The sequence below is a fragment of the Bradyrhizobium sp. B025 genome (assembly GCF_042257955.1).
Lineage (GTDB): Bacteria > Pseudomonadota > Alphaproteobacteria > Rhizobiales > Xanthobacteraceae > Bradyrhizobium > Bradyrhizobium diazoefficiens.
Genome location: NZ_CP170150.1, coordinates 2694896 through 2719969, shown reverse-complemented (window position 1 = coordinate 2719969; position 25074 = coordinate 2694896). Strand labels below are relative to the sequence as shown.

The 25074-nt window shown below is 65.6% G+C and carries 23 protein-coding genes; 10 read left to right on the top strand and 13 right to left on the bottom strand.

Annotation, left to right across the window (positions count from 1 at the left end; translation table 11 throughout):
* Positions 1 to 191: 191 nt before the first annotated feature.
* The 11 genes from ACE10W_RS12495 to ACE10W_RS12445 form a co-directional block, all read right to left on the bottom strand.
* Positions 192 to 1769 (bottom strand): Do family serine endopeptidase, encoded by a 1578-nt coding sequence (locus tag ACE10W_RS12495; protein WP_011085914.1) that lies wholly within the window; start codon positions 1767 to 1769, stop codon positions 192 to 194.
* Between the two features lie 223 nt (positions 1770 to 1992).
* Positions 1993 to 3336: a methyl-accepting chemotaxis protein gene (locus ACE10W_RS12490; RefSeq protein ID WP_304551839.1), complete on the bottom strand. Its 1344-nt coding sequence runs from the start codon at positions 3334 to 3336 to the stop codon at positions 1993 to 1995.
* A 126-nt stretch (positions 3337 to 3462) separates the two neighbouring features.
* Positions 3463 to 3945 carry a cytochrome c-type biogenesis protein gene (locus ACE10W_RS12485; protein WP_011085912.1) on the bottom strand — a complete coding sequence of 161 codons (483 nt, stop codon included), beginning with the start codon at positions 3943 to 3945 and terminating at the stop codon, positions 3463 to 3465.
* A 4-nt stretch (positions 3946 to 3949) separates the two neighbouring features.
* On the bottom strand, positions 3950 to 5932 hold the full coding sequence (locus tag ACE10W_RS12480) for a heme lyase CcmF/NrfE family subunit (protein WP_304551837.1): 1983 nt from the start codon (positions 5930 to 5932) through the stop codon (positions 3950 to 3952).
* Positions 5929 to 6438 carry a cytochrome c maturation protein CcmE gene (gene ccmE / locus ACE10W_RS12475; protein WP_011085910.1) on the bottom strand — a complete coding sequence of 170 codons (510 nt, stop codon included), beginning with the start codon at positions 6436 to 6438 and terminating at the stop codon, positions 5929 to 5931. Before ccmE ends, ACE10W_RS12480 begins: the two co-directional genes overlap by 4 nt.
* A gap of 34 nt (positions 6439 to 6472) precedes the next feature.
* Positions 6473 to 7582 (bottom strand): c-type cytochrome biogenesis protein CcmI, encoded by a 1110-nt coding sequence (gene ccmI, locus ACE10W_RS12470; RefSeq protein ID WP_304551836.1) that lies wholly within the window; start codon positions 7580 to 7582, stop codon positions 6473 to 6475.
* 131 nt (positions 7583 to 7713) lie between these two features.
* A complete protein-coding gene (locus ACE10W_RS12465) occupies positions 7714 to 7983 on the bottom strand; it encodes a hypothetical protein (protein WP_028172238.1) in 270 nt (89 codons plus the stop codon).
* Positions 7984 to 8083: 100 nt separating this feature from the next.
* Positions 8084 to 9487 carry a hypothetical protein gene (locus tag ACE10W_RS12460; RefSeq protein WP_304551834.1) on the bottom strand — a complete coding sequence of 468 codons (1404 nt, stop codon included), beginning with the start codon at positions 9485 to 9487 and terminating at the stop codon, positions 8084 to 8086.
* Positions 9488 to 9648: 161 nt separating this feature from the next.
* Positions 9649 to 11025: a sensor histidine kinase gene (locus ACE10W_RS12455; RefSeq protein WP_304551832.1), complete on the bottom strand. Its 1377-nt coding sequence runs from the start codon at positions 11023 to 11025 to the stop codon at positions 9649 to 9651.
* 94 nt (positions 11026 to 11119) lie between these two features.
* Positions 11120 to 11794, bottom strand: a complete 675-nt coding sequence (locus ACE10W_RS12450) for a response regulator transcription factor (RefSeq protein ID WP_011085905.1) — start codon at positions 11792 to 11794, stop codon at positions 11120 to 11122.
* A 229-nt stretch (positions 11795 to 12023) separates the two neighbouring features.
* Positions 12024 to 12179: a hypothetical protein gene (locus ACE10W_RS12445; RefSeq protein WP_165448146.1), complete on the bottom strand. Its 156-nt coding sequence runs from the start codon at positions 12177 to 12179 to the stop codon at positions 12024 to 12026.
* A gap of 235 nt (positions 12180 to 12414) precedes the next feature.
* Here ACE10W_RS12445 and ACE10W_RS12440 point away from each other — a divergent pair, with 235 nt between their 5' ends.
* From ACE10W_RS12440 to ACE10W_RS12410, 7 genes are all read left to right on the top strand, one after another.
* Entirely contained in the window at positions 12415 to 13398 is a 984-nt protein-coding gene (locus ACE10W_RS12440; RefSeq protein ID WP_011085904.1) for a Ku protein, read from the top strand.
* A gap of 58 nt (positions 13399 to 13456) precedes the next feature.
* Positions 13457 to 13693, top strand: a complete 237-nt coding sequence (locus ACE10W_RS12435) for a hypothetical protein (RefSeq protein ID WP_028172241.1) — start codon at positions 13457 to 13459, stop codon at positions 13691 to 13693.
* 183 nt (positions 13694 to 13876) lie between these two features.
* Positions 13877 to 14080 (top strand): hypothetical protein, encoded by a 204-nt coding sequence (locus ACE10W_RS12430; protein WP_333925903.1) that lies wholly within the window; start codon positions 13877 to 13879, stop codon positions 14078 to 14080.
* Between the two features lie 190 nt (positions 14081 to 14270).
* Positions 14271 to 14435 carry a Flp family type IVb pilin gene (locus ACE10W_RS12425; RefSeq protein ID WP_011085902.1) on the top strand — a complete coding sequence of 55 codons (165 nt, stop codon included), beginning with the start codon at positions 14271 to 14273 and terminating at the stop codon, positions 14433 to 14435.
* Between the two features lie 154 nt (positions 14436 to 14589).
* Positions 14590 to 16131 carry a thymidine phosphorylase family protein gene (locus tag ACE10W_RS12420; RefSeq protein ID WP_304551813.1) on the top strand — a complete coding sequence of 514 codons (1542 nt, stop codon included), beginning with the start codon at positions 14590 to 14592 and terminating at the stop codon, positions 16129 to 16131.
* Complete coding sequence (locus ACE10W_RS12415) at positions 16128 to 17048, top strand: ribose-phosphate pyrophosphokinase (RefSeq protein ID WP_304551812.1); 921 nt, start codon at positions 16128 to 16130, stop codon at positions 17046 to 17048. The genes ACE10W_RS12420 and ACE10W_RS12415 overlap by 4 nt, the downstream gene beginning before the upstream one ends.
* Entirely contained in the window at positions 17045 to 18640 is a 1596-nt protein-coding gene (locus ACE10W_RS12410; RefSeq protein WP_304551811.1) for an MBL fold metallo-hydrolase, read from the top strand. Before ACE10W_RS12415 ends, ACE10W_RS12410 begins: the two co-directional genes overlap by 4 nt.
* Before the next feature lie 34 nt (positions 18641 to 18674).
* Here the strand turns inward: ACE10W_RS12410 and ACE10W_RS12405 are convergent, their stop codons facing one another.
* Positions 18675 to 19643 (bottom strand): phosphatase PAP2 family protein, encoded by a 969-nt coding sequence (locus ACE10W_RS12405; protein WP_304551810.1) that lies wholly within the window; start codon positions 19641 to 19643, stop codon positions 18675 to 18677.
* A gap of 243 nt (positions 19644 to 19886) precedes the next feature.
* On the opposite strand from ACE10W_RS12405, the gene ACE10W_RS12400 reads away from it, so the two are divergent.
* The 3 genes from ACE10W_RS12400 to ACE10W_RS12390 all read left to right on the top strand — a co-directional run bounded on the left by ACE10W_RS12400 (position 19887) and on the right by ACE10W_RS12390 (position 23322).
* On the top strand, positions 19887 to 21449 hold the full coding sequence (locus ACE10W_RS12400) for a hypothetical protein (RefSeq protein ID WP_370204062.1): 1563 nt from the start codon (positions 19887 to 19889) through the stop codon (positions 21447 to 21449).
* 182 nt (positions 21450 to 21631) lie between these two features.
* Positions 21632 to 22630, top strand: a complete 999-nt coding sequence (locus ACE10W_RS12395; RefSeq protein WP_028172246.1) for a glycosyltransferase family 2 protein — start codon at positions 21632 to 21634, stop codon at positions 22628 to 22630.
* 8 nt (positions 22631 to 22638) lie between these two features.
* A complete protein-coding gene (locus ACE10W_RS12390; RefSeq protein ID WP_304551807.1) occupies positions 22639 to 23322 on the top strand; it encodes a class I SAM-dependent methyltransferase in 684 nt (227 codons plus the stop codon).
* Between the two features lies 1 nt (position 23323).
* Here ACE10W_RS12390 and ACE10W_RS12385 read toward each other — a convergent pair whose 3' ends face one another.
* Positions 23324 to 24769 (bottom strand): hypothetical protein, encoded by a 1446-nt coding sequence (locus tag ACE10W_RS12385; protein ID WP_161535748.1) that lies wholly within the window; start codon positions 24767 to 24769, stop codon positions 23324 to 23326.
* Positions 24770 to 25074: the final 305 nt, after the last annotated feature.

Sequence of the window (25074 nt, the reverse complement as noted above, 5' to 3'; positions counted from 1 at the left end):
GTCTCGGGTCGAGAAAAAGGCGGGCGGTGAAGCTGGGGGGACCTCACCGCCCTAGGCCTTCCGACGGAGGGGGGCGTAATTCCACCGGAAGGTAGATTGGGGAAGCGAATGTTACGCTGCTCCCCCGAAGGGCGCCGGCGGCTGGGGCGACTGATGCCGGCGACACCCTTCATTGCGTAGCCTCCTGACGCTTACCCCTTGGCGAGGGGAATCGCGACGAAGCGCGACTGGCCGCCGCTCTTCACGCGCATCAGGACGCTGTTCTTGTTGTCGGTCCGCGCCGTGTTGATGGCCTCGCGGACATCGCCGGCGGTGCTCACGCTCTTGCCGCCGACTTCGAGAATCACGTCGCCTTCCTTGAACCCGCGTTCGGCCGCGGCGCTCTTCGGATCGACTTCGGTAACCACGACGCCTTCCTTACCGGCGCCGGCCACGGAGTTCGCGGGCGCAACGGTCATGCCGAGCTTGGGCACGTCGGTGCCCTTGGTCGCGCCCTTGCCGCTGTCGTTATCGGTATCGGCCTTGGCCTCGACCGTGTTCGGCAGCTGGCCGAGGGTGAGGTTCACGACCTTGTCCTGGCCCTTGTGCAGCACGTTGAGCTTCACGATCGCACCGGGCGCCATGCCGCCGATGGTGCGGGCGAGCTCGCGGGCGTCCTTGACGGATTCGCCGTTGACCGAGGTGATCACGTCGCCGGACTCGATGCCGGCCTTCGCCGCCGGACCGTTCGCCTGCGGCTCCGCCACCAGCGCCCCTTCGGCCTTCTTCATGCCGAGGCTGTCGGCGATATCCGACGTCACCGGCTGAATCTGCACGCCGATCCAGCCGCGGCTGACCGAACCCTTGTCCTTGAGCTGGGCAACAACCGTCTTCACGGTGTTGGCCGGGATCGAGAACGCGATGCCGACACTGCCGCCGGAGGGCGAGTAGATCGCGGTGTTGACGCCCATCACCTCGCCGTCGGTGTTGAAGGCCGGACCGCCGGAATTGCCCTTGTTCACGGGCGCGTCGATCTGGATGAAATCGTCATAGGGACCGTTGCCGATGTCGCGGCCGCTGGCCGAGACGATGCCCGCGGTCACGGTGCCGCCGAGACCGAAGGGATTGCCGACTGCGAGCACCCAGTCGCCGATCCGCGGCTTGCCGTCGGCAAGCTTTGCGAACGGGAAGTTCGAGCCGCCCTCGACCTTGATCAGGGCAAGGTCGGTGCGCTGGTCGGTGCCGATCACCTTGGCGGTATAGGTCTTGCCGTCGTCGGTGGTGACCTCGACCTTGTCGGCGCCGTCGACCACGTGGTTGTTGGTCACGGCAAAGCCGTCAGCCGAGATGAAGAAGCCGGAACCCTGGCCCTGCACGACGCGGCCACGGCCGCCCTTCATGCCCGGGATGCCATCCGGACCGCCGAAGCGCCGGAAGAAGCGCTCCATCGGCGAGCCCGGCTGGAACGGCGAGGAGGAATCGTCGCCGTCATCGTTGCTCGCGGTCTTTTCCTTGATGTTGACCTTCACAGAGATCACCGACGGCTTCACGCGCTCGACGATGTCGGCGAAGCCGACCGGGCGTTCAACCTTCCGGACCTCGTTGTTGACCTGCGCATGCGCCGGGCTCGAGAACAGGTCGGCCGGCGACACCGACGGGCTGAAGCCGTAGACGGCTGCGCCGAAGCCGGCGACGACCGAGGCCATCAGCGCGATCTTGCGCGCGGAGAAGACCGACCGGCGCGGCTGCCGGTAGGACGGAAGGTTCGAAAGGTCGGGACGTTCGGTCATGCAGAGCTCTCCAGGGCCTTGAAATCCATTTGGTGCGGGATGGCAGCACCTTACGGACCTGAAGATGGGGGCTCGCGCCTTACCGTGCGCTGGCGGCGGGGTTAAACTTTCGTAATGAAGGGGCGGCGTTGATGCGGCAGTTTAGCGCAGATCGAAAGTTGTGGTCTTACAGGAACTTATTCGAGTTCCGGTGACCGCCTCCCCGGCAAGGTTTTAGGCGACCTCAGCTTGCCCTGACGCTGGCGATGAACTCGTCGACTTCACGCTTCAGGGTCTCGGCCTGCTGCGACAGATCGACAGCGGAATCCCGGGCCTCGGCCGCCATGCGACCGGTCTCGGCGGAGGTCGAGGTGATCTGGGCGATGTGGTTGGACACGTCGAGCGTGCCGCGCGCGGCGTCCTGGACGCTGCGCGAGATATCCTGGGTGGCGTTGCGCTGCTGGGCAGTGTCGACCTCGATGCCGGACATGATCGACGAGATCTCCGACAGCGTCTTCGAGATGCCGTCGATCGCCCCGCGCGTCTCCGCGGTGATGCCCTGGATGCTGGCGACATGGGAGGTGATCTCCTCCGTCGCCTTGCTGGTCTGGTGCGCGAGGCTCTTCACCTCGGAGGCGACGACGGCAAACCCCTTGCCGGCCTCCCCCGCCCGCGCCGCCTCGATGGTGGCGTTGAGCGCCAAAAGGTTGGTCTGCGATGCGATCGCCTGCACGAGCTGCACGACCTCGCCGATCTTGTCGGCGGCGTCCGACAGCGTGTGGATGGTGTCGCGGCTCTTCTCGGCTTGCGCCGCCGCGCCCTCGGCGCGCTGGGTCGCATCGGTGACGCGTCGGCTGATCGTGCCGATCGAATTCGTCATCTCCTCGGCGGAGCCCGCGACCGTCTGCACGCTGGCGCTGGCCTGGCTCGCTCCGCTCGCCACCGCATTGGCCTTGGTGCTGGTGTCGTTGGCCGTCCGCGACAGCGTCTCGGCATTGCTCTTCAGATGCACGGCCGACGAGGCCACGCTATCGACGACGCTGGCAACGAGATCGTTGAAGCGCTTGATCCGGGCGTCCAGGAATTTCGACCGCTCGGCCTGGTGCTGCGCTTCACGCAATTGCTGCTCGGTGAGGCGGCGCCGTTCGAGCCCGTTGGTCTTGAAGACCTCCAGCGCGCCGGCGAGCAGGCCGATTTCGTTGGTGCCGCCGAGCCCCGGCACGGGGGTTTCGAACTTCTGGTCGGCGACCTCGCGCATGGCATGCACGATCGCCGCCAACGGACTGAGGATGCCGTTGCGCACTGCAAACCAGGTCGTGAGGCAGATCGCGCAGGCGACGACCGCAATCACACCGCAGGCGATTAGGAAGTAGGAGAATGCGGCCTGTGCCTGCTGGTAGATCTGCATCGCGTGATCGCGTGCGGGCCCGCTCAGCGCAGCAAAGTCCGACGACAGGCTGGTGATCTCGTTGTTGAGATAGAGCACCGCGACGAATCCGGTGCCGCCGCCGATGCCCAGCAGGAACAATAATGCAGCGACGACGGCGCCGACCAGGAAGCGGATCGTCAGATTGCTGTTCGCGAACATTGGGGAACTCAGAGTCTGGAATCAAATCTCGGGACAAGCTTCCAGACAAAGGTCAACATAGCATGAAACACCCGGCGGCGGCCGGCAGATTACGTATCAATACGTAGCCGGGAGGATTTCACGTCGCTAGGACGATTTGGCCTCGTCCGACATCAATGCCGCGAGTCTCGCCTCTTCATCGGGCGTGAGCGGCGGCGCAGGTAGGTCTGCACCGCTCCGCGAGCGACGCCGGATTTGCAGCCACAGCGCCAGGCCACCGCCGGTCAGCAGCAGGGGGCCGAGCAGCCACAGCAGCAAGGTCTGCCGCTCGAAGCGCGGCTTGAGCAGCACGAACTCGCCATAGCGCGCGACCAGGAAGTCGAGCACCTGCGAGTTGCTGTCGCCGGCCGCGATGCGCTCGCGCACCAGGAGCCGCAGGTCGCGCGCCAGCGGCGCATCGGAATCGTCGATCGACTGGTTCTGGCAGACCATGCAACGCAGCTCGCGCGACAGGTCGCGCGCGCGCGTCTCCTTCGCCGGATCCGACATGATCTCGTCGGGCTGCACGGCATGCACCGCGGGCGAAGCCAGCAGCGCAAGCGCGACGAACGCGGCCATCATCCGGCGCATCGGATCACTCCGCCGGCTGCAGGCGCTGCTTGGCCCGCGCCGGTTTTGGCGCGCCGACCCGCAGGCGGCGATCGGACAGCGACAGCACGCCGCCGAAGGCCATCAGCACCGGACCCCACCAGATCAGCAGCACCAGCGGCTTGTGATAGACCCGCACGGCAATCGCGCCCTCGGCATTGGCATCGCCCAGCGAGATGTAGAGCTGGCTCGCCCCGCGGGTCAGCAGCGCGGCCTCCGTGGTGGAGGAGCCGCGGGTGGTGAAGCTGCGCTTGGACGGCGTCATGACGCTCAGTGTCTCACCGTCGCGGCTGACGTTGAACTCGGCGATCATCTCGCGGTAGTTCGGGCCCTGACGCTGAAACAACCCGTCGAGCTTCACGTCGTAGCCAGCGACATGGGCGATGTCGCTCTGCTTCATCGTCGCGATATATTCGCTGTTCCAGGTGGTCTCGCAGACGATCCCGATCAGCGCGACGCCGAGGCCGGCATGCGCCAATGCCGCGCCCCAGGCCGAGCGTGGCAGGCCGCGCGCCCGCTGCAGCGCTGTTGCGAGCGGCAGACGAACCAGGCCCGTCCGCTCGACCAGATCGGTGACGGCGCCGGCGATGACGAAGACGCCAAGTCCGATCGCGAGCGGTGCGAGCGCGCTGCCGCCACGCGTCCAGGCCCAGACGATCGCGACTACAACGAGCCCGGCAACGCCGGCCGCGAGCAGTCGCTGGGTGACGCCGAGCAGATCGCCGCGCTTCCACGCCAGCATCGGCCCGAACGGCACGGCGACCAGCAACAGGGCAAACAGCGGTGCGAAGGTGAGGTTGTAGAACGGCGCGCCGACCGACATCTTGAAGTCGGCGAGCATCTCCATCGCCAGCGGATAGAGCGTGCCGAACAGCACGACCGCGCAAGCGACGGTCAGCAGCAGATTGTTCAGCACCAGCGCGCCCTCACGCGAGATCGGCGCGAACAGGCCGCCCTGCTTCAACGATGTCGCGCGGCCTGCGAACAGCGACAGGCTGCCGCCGATGAACAGGCAGAGGATCAGCAGAATGAACACGCCGCGGGTCGGATCGGTGGCAAAGGCATGCACGGAGGTGATGACGCCGGAGCGCACCAGGAAGGTGCCGAGCAGCGACAGCGAGAAGGTCAGGATCGACAGCAGGATGGTCCAGACCTTCAGCGCGTTGCGCTTCTCCATCACCAGCGCCGAATGGAGCAGCGCCGTCCCGGCAAGCCACGGCATCAGCGAGGCGTTCTCGACCGGATCCCAGAACCACCAGCCGCCCCAGCCGAGCTCGTAATAGGCCCAGTAGGAGCCCATCGCGATGCCGAGCGTCAGGAATATCCAGGCAACCAGCGTCCACGGCCGCACCCATCGCGCCCAGGCGGCGTCGATCCGCCCCTCCATCAGCGCCGCGATGGCAAAGGAGAACGAGATCGAGAATCCGACATAGCCGAGATAGAGCATCGGCGGATGCACGGCGAGACCGATGTCCTGCAGCACGGGATTGAGATCGCGTCCCTCGATCGGCGGGTTGGCGATACGCAGGAACGGGTTCGAGGTCACCAGGATGAAGAGATAGAAGGCACTGGCGATCCAGGCCTGCACCGCGAGCACATGCGCGCGCAGCGACAGCGGAAGATTGTTGCCGAACGCCGCGACCAATCCGCCGAACAGCGCCAGGATCGACACCCACAGCAGCATCGAGCCTTCATGGTTTCCCCAAACGCCGGTGATCTTGTAGAGCAGCGGCTTCATCGAATGCGAATTCTCGTAGACGTTGGCGACGGAGAAATCCGAATTCACATGCAGCATCACCAGCGCCACGAACGAGGCGCCGACGAACAGCAGCTGCGCCAGCGCGGTGGAGCGCGCCATGCTCATCAGCGCATCGTCGCGCAGCCGCGCGCCGATCAACGGCACGATGGATTGGATCAGTGCCAGCCCGAGCGCCAGCACCAGCGCGTAATGCCCGGATTCCGCGATCACCGCACCGCTCCTTGCGGGTTGCCCTGCGCTGTCGTGGCCGCAGGCTTGACGCCATCAGAAGCCTTGCCGCCGTAATCGTCCTTCCAGTGCCCCTGCTTCTTCAGGGCATCTGCGACGTCCTTGGGCATGTAGGTCTCGTCGTGCTTGGCAAGCACCGTGTCGGCCTTGAACACGCCGTTAGCATCGAGCGCGCCTTCGGCGACAACGCCCTGCCCTTCGCGGAACAGGTCGGGCAGGATGCCCTTGTAGGCGACCGGCAGCTTGGCGTTGCCGTCGGCGACCTCGAAGCTTACCGCGAGATTGTCGCCACGCTGGAGCGAGCCCGGCTGCACCAGGCCGCCGAGGCGAAACCGCTTGCCGGCCTGAACGTGCTTTTCGGCGACCATGGTCGGGGTCGAGAAGAACACGATGGAGTCGCGCAGCGCGTTGAGCACCAGCGCGGCGGCGAGCGCGAGCACGGCGAGTGAGCCGCCGATGATGGTCATGCGTCGCTGCTTGCGGGTCATGGCGTATCCGTTCTCTCGTCTCGTCCTGACATCGTCATCCGTCGAGCCCGAGAGTTTTGAGGCCTTCATTGAGCTGGCGGAGCCGTTCGGTATCCTTGGCGACCGCTTGACGGGCATCGCTCGACGCGCCGACCGCCTTGTCGCGATCGCCCATCACGAGATAGGCACGCACGAGGCGCAGCCAACCCTCGACGTCGTCGCTGTTCTGCTTCAAGCGCGTCGCCAGTCGCTCGACCATGCCGCGGACCATGGCGCCGCGATCGCCCTCGCTCATGTCCTTCGATGCGGCGATCGTCTCATCGGACAGTGCCGGCATCGTGCCGCCGCCGACCCGCGCCAGCGAGGACTGCACCAGGGGCCGCCACGGCGCGTCCGCCGGAGCCTTGGCCAGCAGCGCGCGCCAGATGGTGGCGGCATCGTCCTTGCGGCCGTCCTGCTCGGCGGCGAGACCGAGGAAGTAGTTCGCCTTGGGATCGTCCGCGTTCAGGGCATGCGCCCGTTCGAACTCGGTCTTGGCCTCGGCGGTCACCACGCCGCCCGCAGCGGCCGAGATTGCTTCGCCGAGATCGGATCTGCGCTCCGGGCTCTCACCATTGTAGGTAATCGAGTTGCGATAGGCCCGCACCGCATCGTCGAAGCGGCCGAGCCGCTCCAGCACCGGCGCGAGCACGTTCCAGCCGCGTCCGTCGGTCGGATTCTTTTCCAGATGTTGCTCGACCTGCACGACGAGGTTCTCCAGAGATCCCGCCATGCCGGAGCCGGACCCGCGCTCCCGCTGCGCCAGCGGAAAGTCCTGAAGCCGGGGTGAGCCGAGCGGCACGTAGACGCCGATCGCAACGAGCGGCAGACCGACAAGCGCCAGCACCGCTGCCGCGCGGCGCCATTTGAGGCTCGATTTGGGCTCCGACACAGGCTCGCTGCCGGCGGCAGCGAGCAGCCTGCGGCTGATCTCGACACGCGCAGCCTCGGCTTCAGGCGCAGCGATCAGTCCCGAGGCAAGGTCTCGCTCGATCTCGGTCAACTGGTCCTTGTAGACGACGACCTCGCTGCCCTGATTTTGCGCGCGCCCGCTGCGGCCGAGCGGCCAGAGCACGGCGAAAATCGCCGCGACCGTCATCAGCGCGAACACGAACCATAACGTCATCTGGCAAGCTTCCGGCAGCGCGCCACCCGCGCCCATAGGTGGCTTTACACCACGGCCGGACGATGCGGCAATTGACAATTGTCAATTCGGCGCGACCGGCCACAGCCCCGAAACGGCGAAAATCCAACGGCTTAGCCGATCTCGAAGTCCACACTTCGAGCCGCGTCCTCGCCGTGACCGTTGAGGGCCTTCAGGAAGTATGTTCCCGGCTCGATGGCGTCAGGCAATCTGATGCGCAACGCTCCGACCGGAACCGGAGATGCAACCCTCGTGACCGTCTCAGGCAGTTGCCGACCGCTTGCCTTCTCGACCAGCACCACCTTCGCGCCGACCATCAGTCTTTGATATTTGGCAACAATGACGCGGTTCTCGATTTCGATGGAGCTGATAACGGGTTTCATGCGCCCACAAATAGAAATTCCCCGGACTTGCACCGGGACCGTAGGGCCCGTCACCGACAGCGTCAACCACAAATTGTGATCACAAAAATATGCGCTTGAATCAGCTTGCGCGCGACGATTTGCGCTCGCCCGTGAGTGCGTTCTCCGCGGCGCGGCTCATCAGCGAGGCGTAGTCATCGCCGAACAGCACCTGGCAGAAGCGAATCGCAGCCTGCACCTGCTGTTGCCGATAGGTGCGGACCTTGAGATCGGCGGCGCGCAGCGACTGCACCAGCTGCTCGGTCGAGCGCTCGACGTATTGCTGCAGGTCGGAATAGGTGCGCAGCGTCACCTCGTTGATCGCGAGCTCGCTGGCGTAGTTGCGGCAGGTCGCGACGAAATCGATCAGCGCCGCGGTTTCCTCCACCTCGGTGCTGTCGATCCGCGCGCCCGGCGGAATGTCCTTCTCGGGGCGCTGGCGCAGGATCCGGCGAACGCGGCCGGGAACGCTGTCGATCTCGGATTGCAGCGCATTGGAGATATCGGCCCGGATCGAGGTCAGTTGCTTACCCCAGGCGGAATCGTTGCGCAGGTCGAGCTCGGTGCGCAGGCCGCGCACACCGTCGTGCAGCGCCTTGAGATTGTCGGCGACGTTGTCGAACTGGCCGCGCTTGATGTCCATGCGCAGGATCGCGGCGACGCAGGACAAATCGTGCAGGGCGATCGTGACGGCGACGCCATAGGGCGTTGCCGCCACGCGGATCTCGTCGTCGGATGCGGCAATCTTGATGGCGAGGCGGATGATCTGCCACGGCGCGGTCATGCGCTGCACGACGATCGACAGCGCGAAGGGCAGCATCTGCGGCGTCTGGAGGACGGGGATGTTGAGCGCTGACGTCACCGAGGCGATCTGGGAATCGCCGAAGGCGCGCAGGAAGCGCGGCAGCTTCTCGTTCAGGGTGGCGATGGCCTCTCGGACCTGGAGTACCGCTCCGACCGAATAGAGGTCCTCGATCACGTTGGGCGGCCCGACGCGGGCCAGCGCGCGCGACTTGTCGCCGCCGCCCGGCCCCGTCAATTGGAAGATGGCGTCCGCAGCCACCGCCTGGAGCTTCTGGGCGAGCGCTTCGACCTGCCCCGCGCTGTCAGCGGCCGGCATGCGCGCCAGCGCCGTCTCGAATTCGTTCACCTTGTCTGGAGCACCGTCACGGCCGAGCCATTGCCAGATCGGATGCAGAGAGGAGCGGCGGATCTGTCCGACCCGGATCGGGGCGCCCGCCTCGACGAGGAACGGTTCCAGCACCTGGAACAGGAGCCGCGACAGGTCGTCCGTCCGCGGGGGTGGAGTTTCGTCGGCCTCCGTCTTGCGGACGATCCTGCGCAGCTGCTCGAGCACGAGGGTCGCCACAGCCGTGTCCTGGCCGCGCTCGAGCGCGCGCTCGAACTCCCGCATCAGCAGCGCCTGCGACTGCGGCGGGAGCTGCGCGAGATATTCCCTCAGCCGCTCGATCGATGTCTGGCTCATGCGCCCAGGTAATGCACGGTAAAGTGGCGGACATGGGATGCGTCCGAGCGCGATCATAGAAGGCTGCGCCTTAAGAAGCCGTTGAGGACGTTGGCCCGAATCCTCCCGTTTGCTTGCGGATCGGCCGTCCCGGAACCAAAAAATCCTGTTGAAACAAAGGATTATATTCCGGGGAGGACCAACTCGGCCCGCAAGCCGCCGATCGGCGCGGCGCCGAGGGAGAGGCTGCCGCCATAGAGCGCGGCAAGGTCGACCACGATGGAAAGCCCGAGCCCCGAGCCGGGCTTGGACTCGTCGAGCCGCTGGCCTCGCCGGGAGACCTGGGTGCGCTCCGCCTCCGACAGGCCGCGGCCGTCGTCGTCGACAATGATCCTCAGGCGCGGACCGGTGCCGGCCTTATGCGGCACTTCCACCAGCACCTCGATGAAGACCCGGGAGGCCGCCCATTTGCAGGCATTGTCGACGAGATTGCCGACCATCTCCTCCAGATCCTGGCGCTCGCCCCGGAATTTTGCCGACGGATCGGCCTTGGCCTCGACCATGATGCCGCGGTCGCGGTGGATCTTCTCCATCGTCCGCCGCAGCGCCTCGATGGCGGGTGCCACCTCCGTCACGGTCGCGACGACCGAGACGCGCGCGGCGATGCGCGCCCGCTCCAGGTGATGGGCGACCTGGTCGCGCATCACGTCCGCCTGCTCCATCACCTTGGCCGCGAACGGATCGGCAGCGTGGACGCCGGCTTCGTTGACGATGACCGAAAGCGGCGTCTTGATCGCATGGGCGAGATTGCCGACATGGGTGCGCGCGCGCTCGACGATCTCGCGATTGGCATCGATCAGCGCGTTTGTCTCGCGCGCGAGCGGCGCGATCTCGACCGGGAATTCGCCCTCGAGCCGCTCTGCCCGCCCGGAGCGAATGTCGGCGATCGACTCCGAGATGCGCTTGAGCGGCGCGAGGCCGAAGCGGACCTGGAACACCGTGGTCAGGAGCAGCACGATGCCGAGCGCGGTGAAGGTGCCGCCGAGGTAATAGTCGAAGCTGCGCGTCTCGTCGAAAATCTCGCTGTCGTCGCCGGCGACGCTGACCAGATATTTGCCGTCGGCGCCGAGATCGACCGGCCGTTCCACCATCCGCAGGTTCTGCCCCTCGGGACCATCGACATAGCCGAGCCGGATGCCGGCGGCGGTGAGTTCGGCACCGTGCTCCTCCAGCTTCGGCAGCTTCTTGTCCCAGAGCGAGCGCGAGGAGCGCACCTCCGGCTTTTCGGTGTCGGTGCGCGTGATCTGCCAATACCAGCCGGACAGCGGCAGCTCGAACAGCGGCTCGCCGAGCGACTGGAACTGGCGGTCCGGGGGCTCGTCCGGGGTCGCTACCTCCGCGATCAGCGTGCGGAGATAAAGATTGAGCCGGCGGTCGAAGGCGCGCTCGGTCGCGTTCTTGTAGACCGACGACAGCACCACGCCCGTGATGGCCAGGATCACCACGAGCCACGCCGTCGCCGACAGGAACAGGCGGTTCGCAAGCGAGCTAGCGGGCATCGGAACGATCCCGGGAGGCGCAGGATGGCAGGGCGTCGGACGTCATAACCGGACCAAGGCCCCCAGTTCGGCCTCCCGTCAAGCCCGCTACGCCTCAGGCGCCCGGAGCGGGCGGCGGGGTCAGGAGATAGCCGAGGCCGCGGACGGTCTGGATGATGTCGACGTCGAGCTTCTTGCGAATACGGCCGACGAAGACCTCGATGGTGTTGGAGTCGCGGTCGAAGTCCTGGTCGTAGAGATGCTCGACCAGCTCGGTGCGGGAGACCACGCGTCCGGAATGGTGCATCAGATAGGCCAGAAGCCGATATTCGTGCGAGGTCATCTTGACGGGATTGCCGGAGACGCTGACCCGGCCGGTCCTGGTGTCGAGCGTGACCGGGCCGCAGCTGAGTTCGCTCTGGGCATGTCCGGTGGAGCGGCGCAGCAGCGCGCGGATGCGCGCCAGCACCTCCTCGAGATGGAACGGCTTTGCGACATAGTCGTCGGCGCCGGCATCGAAGCCCTGGACCTTGTCGCTCCAGCGGTCGCGCGCGGTGAGGATCAGGACCGGCATGGTGCGGCCGTTGCGGCGCCAGGCCTCCAGCACCGAGATGCCGTCCTTCTTCGGCAGGCCGATGTCGAGCACGACGGCATCGTACGGCTCGTTGTCGCCGAGATAGTGCCCCTCCTCCCCGTCGAAGGCGCGGTCGACGACATAGCCGGCGTCCGTCAGCGCCTTGGTGAGCTGGCGATTGAGATCGGGGTCGTCCTCAACAACGAGCAGGCGCACGCTTCTCTCCAAAGATAGGCCGCATGAACAACAGCCTCAGATGAGCAATTCCGGCGTGAACTGAATATGAACGCGGGGAACCGCCCGCGTTACTTTTTGGTCATATACGCCCTGTCACGCGCCGACGCGACTGCGCCCGCCAGGCTGCCGGGCGAGCCGGCGGCATGGCGGGCGCAATGTGCCGCGTTACGCGGCGAGTCGGAAGGCCCGGGACGTTCGGATCCGGCCGTCAGGTCCGGAAGAATACGAACCAGATGACGGCGAGGATCAGGATCGCGAGCCCGGTCGAGATGGCGAGCAGCGCGGCCACCGACGGCCCGGGTTCGCCCTGGCGCGCCTCGGTTGCAGTTTCGACGATCTGATGCTGGTCTCGCGTGGTTGCCATGATGCCCTCAATCTCTGCGTGTCGCCTCTGATGACCGCGACCGCCTCACGGCCCTGTGTCCTGAGGCAACGCCCGATCCGATACGATGTTCCGGCTTTTGCCGCGGGCTCGGGCAGCAACCGGACGCGGGGCGGCTGGTTAACGCAGTTGCAAGATTCCGCACCGCGCCGTGTTTGATTCGGTGTTCCCCGATGGTATCCTCATAAGTCTGTCCCCGTTGCGTTTGGAGTAGCCCATGGCCCCCCGCGCCAATTGGAAGGGTTTTTTGCGTTTGTCGCTCGTGACCTGCCCGGTCGCGCTCTATCCGGCCACTTCGGATACCGAGAAGGTCTCCTTCAACCAGATCAACCGCAAGACCGGCCACCGGATCAAGTACCTCAAGGTCGACGCCGAGACCGGTGACGAGGTGACCTCCGAGGACATCGTCAAGGGCTACAAGGTCGACACCGACACCTATATCGAGGTCACCAAGGACGAGCTCGACGAGATCGCGCTCGACTCGACGCACACGATCGAGATCGACGAATTCGTGCCGAAGGCCGACATCGACAACCGCTATCTGATCCGCCCCTATTATCTCGTGCCGGACGGCAAGGTCGGCCACGACGCCTTTGCGGTGATCCGCGAGACCATCCGCAGCATGGACAAGGTCGCGATCGGCCGCGTGGTGCTGACCAACCGCGAGCACATCATCGCACTGGAGCCGCTCGAGAGCGGCCTGATGGGCACGCTGCTGCGCTACCCCTACGAGGTCCGCAGCGAGAAGGAATATTTCGACGACATCCAGGACGTGAAGCTGACGAAGGACATGCTCGACCTTGCAAAACACATCGTCGAGAAGAAGTCCGGAGCGTTCGAGCCCGAGCTGTTCGAGGACCACTACGAGGCCGCGCTGATTGATCTCATCAACAAGAAGCGCTCGGGCGCCCCGATCGCGGCCAAGGCGGCGCCGAAGACGGGCGGCAACGTCATCAACCTGATGGACGCTCTGAAGAAGAGCCTCGCGAGCGAGAAGGACGCAGCTCCGATCGCGAAGGTCGTCAAGGAGACCGTCAAGGGCAAGAAGCCGAAGAAGCGCGTCGAAGGCCAGCGCGAGATGCTGCTGCCGATCGCCGGCAAGGGCGGCAAGGAAGCTGCGGCGAAAACGGCCCCCAAGGAAGCCTCGAAGAAGGCCGACAAGCCGGTGCGCGCGCCGGCGCGGGCGAAGAAGGCCGGTTAGCGGCACGCAGCTTACGATCGCGCCGTGATGTCTCCCCTCGCCCGTCGGCCGGCCTGACATGCCCTGGTCGGCGGCGTTCGACGATCCGATCTCGCTGCGCAACGGGCGCAAGCTGCGGACGCTGCAACAGGCGGCCGATCACATCATGCAGCTGCCCGAGGACGCGCAGCACGCGAGCCACTGGCAGACCGCGATCGAGACCCTGATCCACGCGGCCGAGACGGGCGGCGGCTGGACGATGTTCGCCCGCATCGCGATGTTGCGGGCGCTGAACGCGGACGTCAGTCGCAAGTAAGCCCCACCTGACGCGGCGGCGCCTTGCAGCATTCGCCCTCCCTCGCGTGGCCGAGACATAGCCTCAACAATCGGTTAAGCGGCGCAATCGCCTTCGGCGCCCGCCCGCGAGGCACCAAGTAATCCTACGGAAGACAAAATTAACCCTCGATTCCCATTGCGCACCACAAGGTCGCGCGGTCGATTGAACCAGGGTTTGCACGCGGTGCAGCAGCAGGACGCCAGAAAGAACTACATCGGCCTCGTGAACGACACGAGCGAGGACAAGCGCCTTGCAGACAGCGCGGCGCGGTCACAGCCGCGCGTCATGAGCTATCTGGTCGGACGCCTCGCAGCGGCGCTGAGACGCCCTGGCAAGGCCACCCCCGGACGCGCGATCAAGTCCTGAAAGCAACGACGCCGTCAAATCCACCCGAGTTGGGTGACGAAACCTTAAGTCAATGAATGCCAGCATATAAGGCCTGAGGTCGGGACCGCCCCGCCAGCACTTTGACGCGCGCCCTGCGAAATTTAGTGAATCAATTTACCATTCCGAAAACGGCGCCAGCCTACGTTGGACGGATGAACGGGAGTTGACGATGGCATTGCTCAAGTCCTTTCTTGCCGATGAAAGTGCAGCCACCGCTATCGAGTATTGCCTGATTGCCGCCGGCATCGCGCTCGTGATCGTCACGGTCGTGAACAACACGGGCAGCGCGCTCCTGAACAACAAGTTCAACTCGATCGACGCGGCCACGAAGTAGGCCGCATGCCCCGGCCCGAAGTCACCTTCTGATATCGGCGAGACCGTGCCGGCACGCAAGGCCTGCCGGCGTGACAGACCATGATCTGGGTCAACAGCACCAGGGCGGCGACGGCTAAGCATGGAGGCTGAGCTTCCTCTCTGCCGGCCCGTCCATGCACCCAGACCTCCCCCACTCCCAACTGAAGATCCGCCGCGTTCGCCTCGATACCGGCCGCGAGAACGTCGTCGTCATCTCCAGGCAATCGAAGGCGCTGCGCGCAGAGATCTTTCGCGGCTTCAGCCGCGTCGAGCTCCGTCTCAACGGCAAGGTGCTGCTGGCGACGCTGCTGATCACTGACGACGACACTTTGGCCGCCCAGGACGAGATCGGCCTCTCCGAGCCCGCATTCCGCCGTTTCGCCGAACCGGTCGGCACGCTGGTCGCGGTGACGCCCGCCACGCCACCGGAGAGCCTTGAAGCGGTGCGTGCGAAGATCCGCGGGCGAACCTTGAGCCAGGCGGAGATCGGCGCGATCATCAACGACCTCGCGCATTATCGCTACTCCGACATGGAGATCGCCGCCTTCCTGATCGGTTCGGCGAGCTTCATCACCAGCGACGAGCTCCTGGCCCTCACCGGGGCGATGGCCCAGGCCGGCACCCAACTGGTGTGGCCGGACCCTGTGGTCGTCGACAAGCACTGCATCGGCGGCATTCCCGGCAATCGCACCTCGATGGTGGTGGTGCCGATCGTCGCCGCGCACGGCCTGCCGATCCCCAAGACCTCCTCGCGCGCCATCACCTCGCCCGCCGGCACCGCCGACACGATGGAGGTTCTGGCGCGGGTGAATGTCGGTGTCGAGGAGATGAAGGCGATCGTCTCGTCCTGTAACGGCTGCCTGATCTGGGGCGGCCACGTGAACCTGTCGCCGGCCGACGACGTCCTGATCTCGGTCGAGCGACCGCTGAGCCTCGATACCCGCGAGCAGATGGTCGCCTCCATCATGTCCAAGAAGATCGCGGCGGGCTCGACGCATCTGCTGATCGACATTCCGGTCGGGCCGACCGCGAAGGTCACCGGCGCCGTTGAGGCGATGCGGCTGCGAAAGCTGTTCGAATTCGTCGGCGACCGGTTCGGCCGCACGGTCGAAGTGATCACGACCGACGGCCGCCAGCCGATCGGCAACGGCATCGGGCCGGTGCTCGAGGCCAACGACGTGATGGCGGTGCTCGGTAACGATAAGGATGCCCCGCGCGACCTGCGCGAGAAATCACTGCGGCTCGCCGCCCATCTCTTGGAATACGATCCGAAGCTGCGCGGCGGCGCCGGCTACGCACGGGCGCGCGAATTGCTCGACAGCGGCGCGGCGCTGAAGCAGATGCAGAAGATCATCGACGCCCAGGGCCCGTCGACATGCAGCACCGACCTGGGATCGCTCAGCTTCGACGTCAAGGCGGCGCATGACGGCACGGTGTCCGCGATCGACTGTCTGCGGTTGAACCGGCTCGCCCGCACCGCCGGCGCGCCGCTCGACAAGGGCGCCGGCATCCGCCTGTTCAAGAAGATCGGCGACCACGTCGAGCAGGGCGAGCCGCTCTACCGCGTCTACGCCTTCGATCAGCCGGAGCATGATCTCGCAGCCTCCGCCGCAGCAGCAGGGAACGGCTACGCCGTCGATGGTCACGACGCGCTCCCGGGCAAGACGGCGTCGTGAGCATGATCGCGTTCCAGACCCTGCCGTTCGGCACCGAGGCGGCGAAGCGTCTCGCGGCGCGGCTTGGGCTTGCCTGCGACGAGATGACCCTGCACCGCTTCCCGGACGGCGAGCTGCGCGTCACGGTCGCGCCCGCAGCCGACACCACCATCCTCTATGCCGCGCTCGATCAACCCAACGACAAGCTGATCGCCCTGCTGTTCGCCGCAGAGGCGCTGCGTCGCGGCGGCGCAAAGCGGCTGGTCCTGGTCGCGCCCTATCTGTGCTACATGCGGCAGGACATTGCGTTTCATGCGGGCGAGGCCATCAGCCAGCGCGCCATGGGCACTCTGCTTGCGACGATCGTCGACCGCGTCGTCACCGTGGATGCGCACCTGCACCGCACCCCCGACATCGCCGCCGTGTTTCCCGGCATCGAGGCCGAGAACCTGTCCGCGATGCCCGCGATTGCGAACGCGCTTGTCGCGGCCGGCATCGATCCCACGACCGTCGTGATCGGCCCCGACGCCGAATCCGAGCCCTGGGTGAGAGACCTCGCGGGACGGCTGGACTTGCAGCACACGGTCGCGCGAAAGCTCCGGCGCGGCGATCGCTCCGTTGAGATCGATTTTGCCGACGCCGCCCTGCTCGCGGGACGGCCGGCGTTGATGGTCGACGACATCGTCTCCTCCGGGACGACGCTGATGATCGCGGCGAAAACACTGCGAGCGATGGGCGCAAGCGCCGTCGATTCGATCGTGACGCACGCGCTGTTTCCACCCGCGATGAGCGCCGCATTCGCCGACGCAGGCATCCGCTCCATTCGCTCGAGCGACAGCGTGCCACATCCGACCAACGCGATCGCGCTCGACGAAATTCTGGCCGCGGCTCTCAAGCGCGAGCTCAACACGATACTTCCGCCGGAGACAACGACATGAGCGTGATTGTTCGATTCTGCGGCGCCGCCCGCACCGTGACCGGCTCGAGCTACCTGTTCCAGACCGCGACCGGGCGCTTCCTGGTCGACTGCGGCCTGTTCCAGGGACAGAAGACGCTCAAGGCACTCAATTACGGCGCCTTTCCCTTCCGCCCCGCCGACATCCAGGCGGTGCTGCTCACGCACGCCCATATCGACCACAGCGGGCTGCTGCCGAAACTCGTGCGCGAGGGTTTTGACGGACCGATCCTGGCGACGCGCGGCACCATCGACCTCTGCTCCTGGATGCTGCCGGACGCCGGCAGCATCCAGGAGTCCGAAGTCACACAGCTCAACCGGCGCAACGCGGCGCGCCGGCGGAAGGAGGTCGTACCGATCTACACGCAGGCCGACGCAACCGCGTCGCTGCAATCGTTCCGCCCGGTCGACTATGAGCGCTGGACCGACGTGATCCCCGGCGTTCGCGCGCGCTACTGGAACGCCGGCCACCTGCTCGGCTCCGCCTCGATCGAGCTGGAATTCGGCCAGGATGGCCGGGAACGCCCGTTGCGTGTCCTGCTCTCGGGCGACGTCGGGCCGGAAGCTAAACTGCTCCAGCCCGATCCCGAGGCGCCGGTGGACCTCGACTACGTTATCTGCGAATCCACCTATGGCGACCGCGTGCGCCCCGTCACGACGCCCGAGCAGCGCCGGCAGCATCTCGCAAGCGAGATCCGCGATGCCGCCGCGGCCAAGGGCGCCCTGCTCATCCCCGCCTTCGCGGTCGAGCGGACCCAGGAGCTGATCGTCGACATCGTCCACCTGATGGAGCGCGGCGAAGTTCCGGCAGCGCCGATCTTTCTGGATTCCCCGCTGGCGATCCATGCCACCGAAGTCTTCCGCGAGCATGCCGCGAGCCTCGATCCCGGCGTCGACGTCGACCGCCTGCTCAACTCGCCGCATCTCAAATTCACCGAGACGGTTGCCGAGAGCAAGGCGATCATGCGCCTGACCGGCTTTCACATCATCATCGCCGCCAGCGGAATGTGCGACGCGGGCCGCATCCGCCATCACCTCAAGCGCTGGCTGTGGAACGAGCGCGCGACTGTGCTCCTCTCCGGCTTCCAGGCGCACGGCACGCTCGGCCGCTTCCTCCAGGACGGCGCCCAGGCCGTGCGGATCCAGGGCGACGAGATCAGGGTCGCTGCGCGCATCCGGATGATCGACGAATATTCCGGACATGCCGACGCCGCCGGCATCGCCGGCTGGATCGCGGCGCGCCGCCCGATCGCCCGTGGCCTGTTCCTCACCCACGGCGAGCAGGATGCAATCGCCGGGCTTGCCGAACGGCTGGGCGAACGCATTGTCCCGGCCGCAAAGATCTATCAGCCGGTGCTCGACGACATCTACGAGCTCGAGGCGCCCGAGCCGCGCGTGCTCGACGTCGACCATCGCCGCCGGCTGGCGCCCGAGGCCGTCACGCATCTCGACTGGCACAACGAAATGTCGGAGCTGATGCTCGACATCAGCGACAAGGTCGCAGCCGCCGCCGACGACCGCGCCCGCGGCGTCATCATCCGCAGGCTGCGGCGCGCGCTGCAGGAGAATGAGTAGAGCGACGCGGAATGTCGCCCTTGTCGGAAAGGGGCTAAAACGCGCGCGAATACAACGCGCGAGCCGTTTCCATTCGTCCGCTCGCGGTGAGGGCACGTTGCATCGTGACCCAGCTCAGGAGTGCGATCGCCAGACCCGCGGCCACATCGGAAAAGTAATGGCTTCCGTCCACCGGCGTGGCCGCAATCATCGCAACATTGAGCAGCACGGCGATCCAACCCACATATCTGACCGGCCAAAGCGCCAACAGGAAGAGAAGTCCAAGCGCGGCGTGCAAGCTCGGAAAGCTGATGATCCCTTCGGCGCCTTCCGCGACCAGATGGCGGAAGGTCCCGTCCCGCAACCCAAAGAATACGGGAAGCGGCAGATCTCGCGTCATCGGCACGATGGCGGGAGAATCGACTGCCGTCAGATGCAGATGCCCCCAAACACCCTGCGCCGGCATAAAAGCGGAAACGCCGATGGTCAGAAGCGTCGTCAGAACGAAGCTCAGCATGAAGATGCGCAATCGCAGGGCATGGCCCGCCGCGGCCAATACGAGGACGACGGCCGTCGTTTGCACGGCAAAGCTCGCATACGCACCCGCCAGGATCCTATGCAGAAGCGGCGCAGCATTCATCGCCGCAAGCCACGCCATCCAGTCAAAGCCAAGCCGCTGGTCCAGTACGGCGAACTCGCTGTCCCATAGCGGAAATGCCGCGCTTGCCGCGACGTATGACAGCGGAGCTCCCACCGCCGCAAATGCGACGACCTGGGCGGCGCTGACCAGCGCGTCGGCGAGAGCCGCGTCCCTTCTGATGGTCGCATAGAACCAGCTCATCAATACGAGCAGGCCGGCAACGAGGGCGGGTTTCCAGAATGAAAGCCATTCCATCTGAAACGGCCCAAGCGTCGACGCGATCAACACAGCGCCGGCCGAGGCCCCGATCGCGATCCAGACGACACGATCGGCACGCTCCAATTGGACAAGGTGGATATCTGGCAGACTCAGCCTGTCTGGCATGGGGGCATCCGATCGCCGGCCTGGTCACCACGGCCCTGTCGCCACGCTAGCGAGGCAAAATTGAGCCTGCGTTAACGCAACAACACGAACACGGCGGAATTTCCTTTTCATTAGTGCTGTGCCGACGGCAACGGCACCCTACTGCCGCGTGACGTTTGATCTTTACGATGTTCGCGTTATGGCGTTGTGTCGTGCAATTGCACCTTTGCAGAACGTAGGCTCGAACTCCGGCGGCCCGATCACATGGCTTCTTCCGACAGGCCGACCTTGACGATCCGGGCTCGTCTTGGCTCGGACCGATCGGTAACGATCACCGTTCTTGCAATGCTCGCCGCCGTCTCGTTTCTTCCGGTGCTGCTGACCCCTATTCCCGCGATGGTCGATTATCCCAATCACCTCGCCCGCATGTACATTTTGAGCCAGAGCGGCACTCCCAACGCCAATCCGCATTACGAGGTGGCCTGGGCGTTCTATCCCAACCTTGGAATGGACCTGCTGGTCCCGCGGATGGCGCGGCTGATGAGCGTCGAGAGCGCCACACGGCTGTTCCTGCTCCTCAGCCAATTGTTGATCGTAGGGGGCGCGCTTCTGCTCGAATGGGCCCGCAAGGGACGTGTTCATCTCGCCGGCTTTGCGGCGCTCGCTTTCCTCTACTGTCTGCCGTTCAGCTGGGGCTTCATCAATTTCGAGTTCGGACTGGGCCTCGCCCTCTGCGGCATCGCCGTCTATCTGATGCTGGCAGAAGGCCCATGGCCAGCGCGCTTCGCCGTCAACGCGATCTTCGTCGCTGCGCTGTATGCGGCGCATTTCTTCTCCCTCGGCATCTACGGCGCGACGCTGGGCCTTTTCGAGCTCTGGCGCATCCGCCACCAGGGAATATCGTACCGGGCCGCGGCCGCGCGGCTTGGTGCGCTGGCCATACCGGCGCTCGTCCTGTTCGGGATCATGCATATGACTGCAGGCTCGATCGGAAGCGAAGGCACGAGCTGGTTCCTCGGATTCAAGCCGATCTGGCCGCTACGCATCATGAGCGGCTACAGCTTGACGGTATCGGCAATGACCGGACTGGCGCTGATGATCTCGCTGCTTTTCGCCGCAAGACGCGGCGTTCTCAAGCTCGAGCCGGCCGGAATCTGGCTCGCGATCGGCTTTGCGGTCTTGTACCTGGTCATTCCCTCGAAGCTGTTCGGAACCTCGTTTGTGGACCTCCGCGTGATTCCCGCCGCGGCCCTGATCCTGCCGGCCTTCTGCTCGCTGTCGCTGCCCAGCCGTGCCTGGGGAATGGCTGCGCTCGCTGTGATCAGCGGAATTACCCTGATCAATCTCGCCGTGGTCCTCGCGGTGTGGCTACCTTACCGCGCCGACTATGCTGCTATCGTCGCGTCGTTCCACAAGATCGATCGCGGCTCACGCGTCCTCGTCGGCAGCACGGGCGACGTTGGAGACCCGCCCTTCGCCGACCTCACGTCCTATCCAATGTTCTATGCGCCGACGCTGGCCGTGCACTATGCCAACGCCTTCGTGCCCAATTTATTCACGGAAGCGGGCAAGCAGCCGGTGCGGGCACGCGAGGCCGTGCGCCGTCTTGCCATTCCCTACGGAGGGCCGGTGCCGTCAGGCCTGCTAGCGGCAATTGCGACAGGCCGGCCGCCGGCGGACGCTCCGCCGTTCGTCCGGACCTGGTACCAGGATTTCGACTATCTCTATTTGCTTGGACCGCACGCCCCCAACCCGCTGCCGGATCTGCTGGACGAGCTGGACGCTTCGGAACGATTTGTCCTCTACAAGATCCGCCGCAGGTCGTAGCGCGACGCCGCCGCTGCACGGTGTGGTTAACGGGACATCACCACCGGCTCCCGCCGGCCCCCCAGCCGCCCGCGGGCGTCCGCATCGCCCGGGAGCCCTAGATCCTTAACAGTTGCGGCAAGGCCACCTTAACCACCCACGGATTAGGCTTCCGCCCCTGCAACCGAGTTGGACCCTCTCGCATGGCGGCCAGTTTCAAATCGATCCGCTACAGCCTCGTCATCCCCGTGTTCAACGAGGAAGCCGTGCTGCCGATCCTGCTGCGCCGGCTCGACCTGGTCTTGTCCCGGCTCGACGGGCCCGCAGAAGCGATCTTTGTCGACGACGGCAGCAGCGATTCCAGCTCTATCGTGCTACGGGCGCTCGCCACGCGCGACCCGCGCTTCCGCTATATCGGCTTGTCGCGAAATTTCGGTCATCAGGTCGCCATCACCGCCGGCATGGACGCCGCGCAAGGTGAAGCGATCATCGTCATGGATGCCGATTTGCAGGATCCTCCCGAAGTGATCGAGCAATTGATCGCAAAATGGAAGGAAGGCAACGACATCGTCCACGCCCGCCGCCTGTCGCGCGACGGCGAAAGCCGATTCAAGCGTGCGACCGCACATCTCTTCTACCGGCTTCTCGGCAGGATGTCCTCTGTCGGCATCCCCGCCGATGTCGGCGACTTCCGCCTGATCGACCGCAAGGTGCTCGACGCACTTCGGCAGATGCCGGAGCAGGACCGCTTCGTCCGCGGCATGATCGCCTGGCTCGGCTTCCGGCAGGCCGAGGTCACCTTCCATCGTCTCGAGCGCGCGGCGGGCGAAACCAAATACCCGCTGTTCAAGATGGTGCGGCTCGCGATGAACGCCGCGCTTGGCTTTTCGGATCTGCCCTTGCGGCTTGCCATCTGGTGCGGATTGACGGTCTCCGGACTCGCACTCCTCTACGGCGGCTGGGTGATCCTGTTGTGGCTCAGCAAGGATAGTCATCTCGTGACCGGCTGGTCCTCGACGATCGTCGTCGTGTCCCTGCTGTGCGGAATCAACATGCTGATGACGGGCATCGTGGGGCTTTATGTCGGCCGCATCCATGCCGAGGTGAAACGCCGCCCGCTCTACGTGGTGCAGACGCGCGCCGGCTTCGATCGCAGCGAGGCGCCGGCCGCGGCACCCGCGATCCACGCCGTCAACGAGTGACCCGGCGCATGACCGAGCTCTTCGACGGCTATCACGACAACTACCGTGACGTGGTCCAATCATCGATCGACTTTTCGGGCTTGCCGCATCATTTCTTCATGCGCGCCAAGGCCGATCTCCTGCGCGATCTGATCGCGGAGCGGCTCGACGCAGAGCGGCCCGAAATGCTGGACGTCGGCTGCGGCGTCGGCAGCCTTCATCCCCTGCTGCACGGCATGGTCGGCCGCTTGAGCGGTATCGACGTGTCTTCGGCCAGCCTGGCGCAGGCTCGCGCCGACAACCGCGGGGTCGACTACCGTGAATTCGACGGCCGCAGCTTTCCTTTCGACGACACCAGCTTCGATCTGGTCACGGCCGTCTGCGTGATGCACCATGTCGTACCGGCCGAATGGGCGCAGTTCATCGCCGAGATGCGGCGAGTGACGCGCCCCGGCGGGCTCGTCTGCGTGATCGAGCACAATCCGTACAACCCGCTGACACGCCTTGCCGTTGCGCGCTGCGAGTTCGACCGGGACGCTGTCTTGCTCAGCGCCGGCACGACCCGAAAGTTGATGGCTGCGGACGGTCTACGCGAGATCGGCTCGCGCCATTTCCTGCTGCTCCCCTGGGACACCAAACCGGCGCGGCGCCTGGAAGGTGCCCTGAGTGGCGTGTCGCTCGGAGGCCAATACGCGGCCTTCGGAACCGCTTGACTTATCTCTGCGGCGCATCTCGCCGCTTGTGCACGACCGCCACATCGTCGCTGTAGACGCGCTGCCACTGGGGCAGCCGGTCGAGCATCGCGACCGCCGGCGTCCGCGGTGCGAGCAGCGTGGCGCCGATCTTGTATTCATCGAGCAACTTGAGAAAATCTCCGAGGTCGACCAGCGCTACGGCGCGGTTGTAGCGGTCGATGAACGGTCCCCCGTACAGTTCGCCGCGACCATCGATAAAGGTGGGAATGCCGGCGAAGATCAAATAGCCGCCGAAGGAATAATCGTTGAGCACGGGCCCCGCCCTGGCGAGGTCGGCCTGAGCGATGGCAGCCTGAGGGGTGATGATCGGAGCCGGCCGGATGTCACGCGCCAGGGCCGCCGCGCTCACCGCGATCAACCCGGCGAACGCGGCCAGAGTCAAACCGCGCGACGAGCCGGCCGCATCGTCGCCGGTCGGTCCGCCGAACTTCCGACCCAGCGGAGCCGCGAGGTAAAGCGGCGCCAGCATGGCCAGCAGATCCGCATTGCGTATCTGGGCCAAAGCGAAATGGAGCAGGCCGATCACCACCAGGGCCCGCACGAGCGGCAGCGTCACGCCGCGCGAGAGCGCAAAGATGCCGGCCAGCAGCAGCAGTTCGAAGCCGCCGATGCGGCTGAAATCCTGCGGCCGCCATTCCGAGATCCAGGCGAGCGCGGGGCCGAGGCCGAGTGTCGTCAGCGGCATCAGCAGCGGTTCCGGCCCGTAGGGCGTCAGGCAGGACGCAGCGAGCGCGAGCGCCGCGAATGGCAGCCATCGCAACAGCACGTGCGACCATCCGCTTCGCCCCTCGCGCAGCAGCGCCTCGAGCACCGCCGGGCCGATCAGCCCAAGCGCCAGCACCACGCTGCCGTGCAGATTGGCCCACAGGACCAGCAGCGGCAGGGCCCAGTAGGGCGGAGGCCCCCCACGATCCATACAGCGCACCAGGGCAGCCGCCCAAGTCACCATCACCGGCAGCACGAGGACGTGTGGCCGCGCCAGCATATGCGGCGCCGACAGGATGACGGCCGCGATCACCATGAGCAGCGTCAGGGTTGGCGAGAGCTCGCGCAGCAGGAAGAACGTCAGCAGGCCAAAGGCGAGCGCTATCGCCGCGGCGGCGACGACGACGACGCCCGGCCAGCCGGACAGCGCGTAGACTCCGGCGTAGACCATCTCCGAGAGCCATTCGAAGGTGATCCAGGGCGCGCCGTGCATCGAAAAGGAGAAAGGGTCGCTCGCCGGCAGGGCGCCATGCGCCATGATCCAGCGCCCGACCTCGATGTGAGAATAGCTGTCGGGATCATTGAGCAGCCGCTGTCCGAGGATCAGCACCGTGGCATAGACGCCAAGGCTCACCAGCCAGGGGAGCGCCGCACGCGCCGAAAACGGTTGAACCTCGCTGTGCACGACCTGCTCACTCATGGCGAGCGCAACTTAAGGCCCAAGCGTTAAATTCTTCTTTGGTGCTCACCGCGCCTGGTCCAGCGCAGGGCGGGCAGGTTACGGTTTGTGAACCATGTTCTTGACGCTGGGCGGACGCATCCTACCGGCCGCGAAGATCCATCAGCCGGTAATGCGGCGGCTCTCCGGAAAATCAAGCTGTTCTCAAGACAAACAAAAGCCCTCCTGAAGGATTCCACCAAGCTGGAACTTGCATCTCGGCCTACAGCCGTCGTCCGTTCACCCCGGTGGCATCGCGAAACGCGTCATGATCCTGCCATACGGTC

Coding starts and splice junctions, on each gene's coding strand:
- ACE10W_RS12410 (WP_304551811.1), top strand. CDS start 17,045: ATGAGCGTGATTGTTCGATTCTGCGGCGCCGCCCGCACCGTGACCGGC.
- ACE10W_RS12425 (WP_011085902.1), top strand. CDS start 14,271: ATGGCATTGCTCAAGTCCTTTCTTGCCGATGAAAGTGCAGCCACCGCT.
- ACE10W_RS12420 (WP_304551813.1), top strand. CDS start 14,590: ATGCACCCAGACCTCCCCCACTCCCAACTGAAGATCCGCCGCGTTCGC.
- ACE10W_RS12435 (WP_028172241.1), top strand. CDS start 13,457: ATGCCCTGGTCGGCGGCGTTCGACGATCCGATCTCGCTGCGCAACGGG.
- ACE10W_RS12445 (WP_165448146.1), bottom strand. CDS start 12,179: ATGGCAACCACGCGAGACCAGCATCAGATCGTCGAAACTGCAACCGAG.
- ccmE (WP_011085910.1), bottom strand. CDS start 6,438: ATGACCCGCAAGCAGCGACGCATGACCATCATCGGCGGCTCACTCGCC.
- ACE10W_RS12395 (WP_028172246.1), top strand. CDS start 21,632: ATGGCGGCCAGTTTCAAATCGATCCGCTACAGCCTCGTCATCCCCGTG.
- ACE10W_RS12495 (WP_011085914.1), bottom strand. CDS start 1,769: ATGACCGAACGTCCCGACCTTTCGAACCTTCCGTCCTACCGGCAGCCG.
- ACE10W_RS12465 (WP_028172238.1), bottom strand. CDS start 7,983: ATGAAACCCGTTATCAGCTCCATCGAAATCGAGAACCGCGTCATTGTT.
- ACE10W_RS12490 (WP_304551839.1), bottom strand. CDS start 3,336: ATGTTCGCGAACAGCAATCTGACGATCCGCTTCCTGGTCGGCGCCGTC.
- ACE10W_RS12405 (WP_304551810.1), bottom strand. CDS start 19,643: ATGCCAGACAGGCTGAGTCTGCCAGATATCCACCTTGTCCAATTGGAG.
- ACE10W_RS12400 (WP_370204062.1), top strand. CDS start 19,887: ATGGCTTCTTCCGACAGGCCGACCTTGACGATCCGGGCTCGTCTTGGC.
- ACE10W_RS12385 (WP_161535748.1), bottom strand. CDS start 24,769: ATGAGTGAGCAGGTCGTGCACAGCGAGGTTCAACCGTTTTCGGCGCGT.
- ACE10W_RS12455 (WP_304551832.1), bottom strand. CDS start 11,025: ATGCCCGCTAGCTCGCTTGCGAACCGCCTGTTCCTGTCGGCGACGGCG.
- ccmI (WP_304551836.1), bottom strand. CDS start 7,582: ATGACGTTATGGTTCGTGTTCGCGCTGATGACGGTCGCGGCGATTTTC.
- ACE10W_RS12485 (WP_011085912.1), bottom strand. CDS start 3,945: ATGCGCCGGATGATGGCCGCGTTCGTCGCGCTTGCGCTGCTGGCTTCG.
- ACE10W_RS12390 (WP_304551807.1), top strand. CDS start 22,639: ATGACCGAGCTCTTCGACGGCTATCACGACAACTACCGTGACGTGGTC.
- ACE10W_RS12440 (WP_011085904.1), top strand. CDS start 12,415: ATGGCCCCCCGCGCCAATTGGAAGGGTTTTTTGCGTTTGTCGCTCGTG.
- ACE10W_RS12460 (WP_304551834.1), bottom strand. CDS start 9,487: ATGAGCCAGACATCGATCGAGCGGCTGAGGGAATATCTCGCGCAGCTC.